This window comes from Microbacterium umsixpiens (assembly GCF_053543675.1).
Genome location: NZ_JBLVOH010000227.1, coordinates 2,519 through 8,609 on the forward strand (window position 1 = coordinate 2,519; position 6,091 = coordinate 8,609).

The window sequence follows — 6,091 nt, forward strand, 5'->3', positions numbered from 1 at the left end:
CCCCCTTCGTCGTCCCCGCCCCGTCCCGTCCCGGTTCATCCGTCGGGAGCTCGCACGGATGTCGGGAGAAACGCCGGGCGAGGACCCGACGGATGCACGAACTCCCGACGGACGCTCGCGCCGAGAGGCGACGGATGGCCGCCATGCACGCAGGAGGGGGGTGCCGCGTGGCATCCCCCTCTCGCGTGAACGCGCTCAGGCGGCGTCGGTGCCGAGCGTGCCGAGGTAGAGGCCGATGACCTTGGGGTCGTTCAGCAGCTCGCGCCCGGTGCCCTCGTACGCGTCCTTGCCCTGATCGAGCACATAGCCGCGGTCGCAGATCTGCAGGCAGCGGCGCGCGTTCTGCTCGACCATGATCGTCGTCACGCCCGCCTTGTTGATGTCGGAGACGCGGATGAAGGCATCGTCCTGACGCACGGGGGAGAGGCCAGCCGACGGCTCGTCGAGCAGCAGCACCGACGGATCCATCATCAGCGCGCGCGACATCGCGACCATCTGCCGCTCACCGCCGGAGAGGGAACCTGCGCGCTGCTTGAGGCGCTTGCCCAGCTCACCGAAGATGCTGCTGACGAACTCCAGGCGCTCGGCGAAGATCTTGGGGTTCTGGTAGAGCCCCATCTCCAGGTTCTCCTGGATCGTGAGCGACGGGAACACGTTGTTCGTCTGCGGCACGAAGGCCACGCCGCGGCGCACGAGCTTGTCGGCCTTGAGCCCGACGATACTCTCGCCCTTCACCGTGACATCGCCCGAGCGGATCTCGACCATGCCGAAGATCGCCTTGAGCAGCGTCGACTTGCCGGCGCCGTTCGGGCCGATGATGCCGATCAGCTCACCCTTGTGGGCCACGAGGTTCGCGCCGTTGAGGATGTTCACCCCGGGCAGGTATCCGGCGTGCACATCGGTCAGCTCGACGATCACGTCGTCGTTCTTGATCTCGTTGCGCTCCGCGGGAGCGGGCGCGGGCGTGGGGGCGGATGCGTCGGTCATGCCTTCTCCTCCTCGACGTCTTCGGCCTCGACTTCGGCCTCGACCTCGGTCTCGATCTGCTCCCGGATGCGGACCGCGTCCTCTTCCGAGATCACCGGAAGACGACCGGTGACGGCCCCGAGGTCGACGTCCTGGTGTGCACCGAGGTAGGCGTCCACGACGGCCGGATCCTCCATGACCTGGTCGGGCGGACCCTCGGCGACCACACGCCCCTCCGCCATCACGACCACCCAGTCGGCGATGTGGCGGACCATGTGCATGTCGTGCTCGACGAACAGCACCGTCATCCCCAGATCCTTGAGGTCGAGGATGTGCTCGAGCAGCGACTGCGTGAGCGCGGGGTTCACGCCGGCCATGGGCTCGTCGAGCATCACCAGGGTCGGATCGCTCATGAGCGCGCGGGCCATCTCGAGGAGCTTGCGCTGACCGCCCGAGAGCGATGCGGCGAAGTCCTGCTCCTTGGCGTCGAGCTTGAAGCGGGTGAGCAGCTCGTGCGCGCGCGCCTCGATCTCCTGATCCTGCTTGCGCCAGAGGAAGGGGAACAGCCCCGCCCAGAAGCCTTCGCCGCGCTGGTCCTTCGCGCCGAGCTTCATGTTCTCGAGCACGGTCAGCAGCGACAGCGACTTCGTGAGCTGGAAGGTGCGCACCTGTCCCATCCGCGCCACCTTGAACGAGGGGATGCCGGAGAGGTTCTTCCCGTCGAACGACCAGGTGCCGGCGTTCGGCTTGTCGAAGCCGCACAGCAGGTTGAACAGGGTCGTCTTGCCGGCGCCGTTCGGGCCGATCAGCGCCGTGATGGCTCCGCGCGGGATCTCCAGGTGGTCGACATCGACCGCGGTGAGACCGCCGAAACGGCGCTCCACCGCATCGACGATGAGGATCGGGTCGACCTTCTTGACGCCGGGCGCGGCGGGACCGGCGGCCAGGCCTCCGGTCTTGGCGCGGGGCGTGCTCTTCGCGGGCGTGACCACCGCGTCGTCATTACTTGACAAAGGTCATCTCCCTCTTGTTTCCGAGGATGCCCTGCGGGCGGAAAATGACGATCAGCATCAGCACGACGCCGATCACGATGTACCGCACGACGTCGGCCTGTGCGCCGGACATGGGCAGGTAGCCGGCGTTCGCCATGGCAGGGAGGAGCGCACCGAGGAAGGCGAACACCACCCAGAACAGCACCGCGCCGAGCGTCGGGCCGAGCACGGTGGCCGCGCCGCCGAGCAGGAGGATCGTCCACAGGAAGAACGTCAGCGACGTGGAGTAGCTGCCGGGGATCACCGCGGACGGCAGGATGAAGACGATGCCGCCGACGGCGCCGATCACACCACCGACCACGAGCGCCTGCATCTTGTAGGCGAAGACGTTCTTGCCGAGCGAGCGCACCGCATCCTCGTCCTCACGGATGCCCTTGAGCACCCGACCCCATGGGCTGCGCATGAGCGCCCAGACCACGAGCACGGCGATCACGAGGGCGATCAGTCCGACGACCCGCACCCACAGATCGGTCGCGTTGTAGGTCCACGGGCCGAAGCCGTAGGTGCCCGGTGGGAACGGATTCGAGTCGCGGAAGCTCTGGTGGTACCCGGAGAGTCCGCCGGCGGAGTTCGTCCAGTCCTTGAAGAGCTCGGTGACGAACATGAGCCGCACCACCTCGGCGGCGGCGATGGTCGCGATGGCGAGGTAGTCGGCGCGAAGACGCAGGGTCGGGATACCCAGGATCAGAGCGAATGCCGCGCCGCCCAGCATGCCGACGAGGACGCCGGCCCACCACGGGAACCCGAAGGTCAGGATCGAGATCGCGTAGCCGTAGCCGCCGATGGCCATGAACGCGGCCATGCCGAAGTTGAGCAGGCCGGTGTAGCCGAAGTGCACGGCGAGGCCGGTCGCCGCCAGGGCGTAGGCGATCGTCGTCGGGCTGAAGAGATAGGAGGCGGTGTTGCCGAAGATGCTTCCGAAGTCCATGCGTCAGCCCAACCTTTCCTTGCGTCCGAGGATGCCTTGCGGTCGCACCAGCAGAATGATGATCAGCGCGACGAGTGCCGTGGCGTACTTGAGGTCGGACGGCACACCCAGCAGGGTCGACACCTCGACGGCGAGACCGACGATGATCGAGCCGATCAGGGCGCCGATCGCGGAGCCGAGGCCGCCGAGGGTGATCGCGCAGAACATCAGCAGCAGCATCTGCATGCCCATGTCCCACTTCACCCCGGGGCGGAAGTACGCCCACAGGATGCCGGAGATCGCGGCGAGAGCCCCCGCGAGGATCCACACCGTGCGGATGACCTTGTCGACGTCGATGCCGGATGCCGCGGCCAGCTGCGGGTTGTCCGAGATGGCCCTGGTCGCCTTTCCGGTGCGGGTCCTGGTGAGGAAGAACGCGACACCGAGGATCACGACGATGCTCGTCCCCATCGCGATCATGTCGATGTACGACAGCGAGATGGGTCCGAGGCGGATGGGCTCGGGGCTCGCTCCCGGCAGCTGGTACGTGTTGCCGCCGATGAAGTACTGCATGCCGTACCGGAGGGCGAGGGAGAGCCCGATGCTCACGATCATGAGCTGGACCACCCCGAGGCCTCTTCGCCGCAGGGGTTTCCAGATCCCGGCATCCAGCGCCCACCCGAGCGCGGCTCCGCCGATGACGGCGGCGATGATGCCGAGCCAGAGCGGCAGATGCCAGAACGTCGTGCAGAGCAGCGCGACGACCGCGCCCCAGGTGACCATCTCGCCGTGGGCGAAGTTCGACAGGCGGGTGGTGCCGTAGATGAGCGCGGCGCCCATGGAGGCGAGTCCGAGGAGGAGCCCGAAGTTCAGGCCGCCGACGATGCGCGACAGGAGTTGATCGAGGAACGACACGGTGACCCGCTCGCCCGCTCCGAGGAAGAAGTTGACGATCTTCGTGCCGGTGAGGCCGAATTCGAGCTCGAACGACGCGGTGGTCCCCGAGACGGGCTGGATGCCCTCGGGGAGCTGGGTCGCGTCGACGATGACGCCCTTCGGCAGCGTGGACTCGTCCACCGTGAGGGTGTACGTCTCCATCTCCGGCACGTAGAGGCGCCACTTGCCTTCGGCGTCGGTCTCGGTCTCGGCTTCGAAGCCGTTGCCCTCGATGGACATGACGACGCCTTCGACCGGCTCATCCGCATTGGTGACGACACCGGCGAAGTAGAAGTCCGTGACCTCCTGCCCGTCGTCCGTCGTCTCGGCCGAGGCCGATGAGGGGGGCAGGAACAGGAACGCCATGAGCGCCATGAGGATACCGAGGCAGATGACGGCCCAGGGGCGCCTTCGCTGCACGGCGATTGTTGTGGGTCCCACGCAACCTCCACTGTGAGTGCTGTCACTGCGGCATCGGGTATGAACCGCAGGGATGGACGACGCATTTGAGCGTAGTGTGCGATCCCCGAATCACCTACCGTCGCGGTCAACGGTCCGGTAACGGCGGGCTCCGGGAATGTTCTCGGGTGCGTCGCGCTTAGAATCTTCATACGGGCCGTGGCCCCGCAAAGGCCGACGTCGACCACCCCCTCGCACTCGGACATGCGCGACTCGCGCAGAAGGAGAATCCATGGAACAGCACGATCCCTTCGGCTTCGTCGGACTGACGTACGACGATGTGCTGCTCCTGCCGGGGCACACCGACGTCATCCCCAGCGAAGCGGACACCTCGTCGCGGATCACCCGCCGCATCTCGGTCGCCACCCCGCTGCTGTCGAGCGCGATGGACACGGTCACCGAATCCCGCATGGCGATCGCCATGGCGCGCGAGGGCGGCATCGGCATCCTGCACCGCAACCTGTCCATCGCCGACCAGGCCGCGCACGTCGACCGCGTCAAGCGCAGCGAGTCCGGCATGATCACCGACCCGATCACCACGACCCAGGATGCGACCGTCGAAGAGGTCGACAACCTGTGCGCCAAGTACCGCATCTCGGGGCTGCCCGTGGTCGACGATGAGGGCAAGCTGGTCGGCATCATCACCAACCGCGACATGCGCTTCGTGTCGGGCTTCGAGCGTCAGAGCACTTTCGTGAAAGACGTCATGACGAGCGAGAACCTCGTCACCGCGCCGGTCGGGGTGGCCGCCGGAGAGGTCATCGCGCTGTTCGCGAAGCACCGCGTCGAGAAGCTGCCGCTCATCGATGACAACGGCAAGCTCGCGGGCCTCATCACCATCAAGGACTTCGACAAGAGCGAGAAGTACCCCCTCGCCACCAAGGACGACCAGGGCCGCCTGCGCGTCGGTGCCGCGATCGGCTTCTTCGGAGACGCGTGGGAGCGTGCCGAGGCGCTGCGCGACGCCGGCGTCGACGTGCTCGTCGTCGACACCGCCAATGGGCAGTCCCAGGGCGTCATCGACCTCGTCCGCCGCCTGAAGGCCGACGCGTCGTTCGAGCACATCGACATCGTCGGCGGCAACGTCGCGACCCGTGAGGGCGCCCAGGCTCTGGTCGATGCGGGCGTCGACGCGGTCAAGGTCGGCGTGGGTCCCGGGTCGATCTGCACCACGCGCGTCGTCGCAGGTGTGGGTGTGCCCCAGGTCACGGCCGTCTACGAGGCCTCGCTGGCGGCCCGACCGGCGGGCGTGCCCGTGATCGCCGACGGGGGACTGCAGTACTCCGGTGACATCGCCAAGGCTCTCGTCGCCGGTGCCGACGCCGTCATGCTCGGCTCGCTCCTGGCCGGAACCGACGAGTCCCCGGGCGAGATCGTCTTCCAGTCCGGTAAGCAGTTCAAGCAGTACCGCGGAATGGGTTCGCTCGGCGCGATGCAGACCCGCGGCAAGCAGACCTCGTATTCCAAGGACCGCTACTTCCAGGCCGACGTCCCCAGCGACGACAAGCTGATCCCCGAGGGCATCGAAGGGCAGGTGCCGTATCGCGGCCCGCTCGCCGCCGTCGCCTATCAGCTGGTCGGCGGTCTCCGTCAGTCGATGTTCTACGTCGGAGCGCGCACGATCGAAGAGCTCAAGACGCGCGGCAAGTTCGTGCGCATCACCTCGGCGGGGCTCAAGGAGTCGCACCCGCACGACGTGCAGATCGTCGTGGAAGCACCGAACTACAAGAAGTGACGTCGGATCCCGACGGGATCTTCGCAGAGGGGCCCG

Annotated in this window: 5 protein-coding genes; 1 reads left to right on the forward strand and 4 read right to left on the reverse strand. The window is 67.1% G+C overall.

From position 1 onward, the window contains the following. Nucleotides 1-195 precede the first annotated feature (195 nt). From ACNPM4_RS19055 to ACNPM4_RS19070, 4 genes are read right to left on the reverse strand one after another with little or no spacing between them, the layout of a single operon-like run. Nucleotides 196-987 carry an ABC transporter ATP-binding protein gene (locus ACNPM4_RS19055; protein WP_051662550.1) on the reverse strand — a complete coding sequence of 264 codons (792 nt, stop codon included), beginning with the start codon at nt 985-987 and terminating at the stop codon, nt 196-198. Beyond that, complete coding sequence (locus ACNPM4_RS19060) at nt 984-1,979, reverse strand: ABC transporter ATP-binding protein (protein WP_197021048.1); 996 nt, start codon at nt 1,977-1,979, stop codon at nt 984-986. Before ACNPM4_RS19060 ends, ACNPM4_RS19055 begins: the two co-directional genes overlap by 4 nt. Then, nucleotides 1,969-2,946 carry a branched-chain amino acid ABC transporter permease gene (locus ACNPM4_RS19065; protein ID WP_029262245.1) on the reverse strand — a complete coding sequence of 326 codons (978 nt, stop codon included), beginning with the start codon at nt 2,944-2,946 and terminating at the stop codon, nt 1,969-1,971. The genes ACNPM4_RS19060 and ACNPM4_RS19065 overlap by 11 nt, the downstream gene beginning before the upstream one ends. Nucleotides 2,947-2,949: 3 nt before the next feature. Next, nucleotides 2,950-4,302, reverse strand: coding sequence for a branched-chain amino acid ABC transporter permease (locus ACNPM4_RS19070; protein WP_029262246.1), 1,353 nt, complete (start codon nt 4,300-4,302; stop codon nt 2,950-2,952). A gap of 250 nt (nt 4,303-4,552) precedes the next feature. Here ACNPM4_RS19070 and guaB point away from each other — a divergent pair, with 250 nt between their 5' ends. After that, nucleotides 4,553-6,055 (forward strand): IMP dehydrogenase, encoded by a 1,503-nt coding sequence (gene guaB, locus ACNPM4_RS19075; RefSeq protein ID WP_262003354.1) that lies wholly within the window; start codon nt 4,553-4,555, stop codon nt 6,053-6,055. Nucleotides 6,056-6,091 lie beyond the last annotated feature (36 nt).